1 protein-coding gene is annotated in these 465 nt (G+C 54.0%); it reads left to right on the top strand.

Going from position 1 to position 465, the window contains the following annotated elements; all coding sequences use genetic code 11:
• Positions 1-465: hypothetical protein (locus DES35_RS11605; RefSeq protein WP_170125748.1), on the top strand; the 465-nt coding region annotated here is incomplete at both ends.

Raw genomic sequence — 465 nt, 5'->3', positions numbered from 1 at the left:
ACCACGTCAAGCTCTGCTACCCGCATGATCTGGGTGGCCGGTGCAGTCTCAGCCGGAGTCGAAATCAGAAACAACCTCTCCTACCTCTCCAGACCAGGCACCGGCGACAGAATCCTTACCTATATCAGCAATGCCACCGCTCCCATATCCGTAAGCAACAATGCATACTTCAAAGACCCCGCTGCCAACATGCCGATAGCTTCTTTCTTCCGCGGAAGTGCCGTCAATACACTGGCAGATTTCCAGGCCCTTGGTCTGGACAGCGCCAGTGTAATGGCTAATCCAATATTTGTAGATCCTTCCCAAAATGATTACACCCCATCCTCCGGTGCGATTAACAACATAGGGGCCAATCTGCTCTCCATCGTCCCTACCGACATCAACGGAACCCCCAGAACCACAACCCCTGACCCAGGTGCCATTGAGTTCACGCCGTTACCCTGTACTGGCGCATGGGCCTTTCAG

It is taken from the genome of Schleiferia thermophila (assembly GCF_003337435.1).
GTDB lineage: Bacteria > Bacteroidota > Bacteroidia > Flavobacteriales > Schleiferiaceae > Schleiferia > Schleiferia thermophila.
Note: the sequence above shows the minus strand (reverse complement) of the source record. Positions and strands in the feature narration are given on the sequence as shown.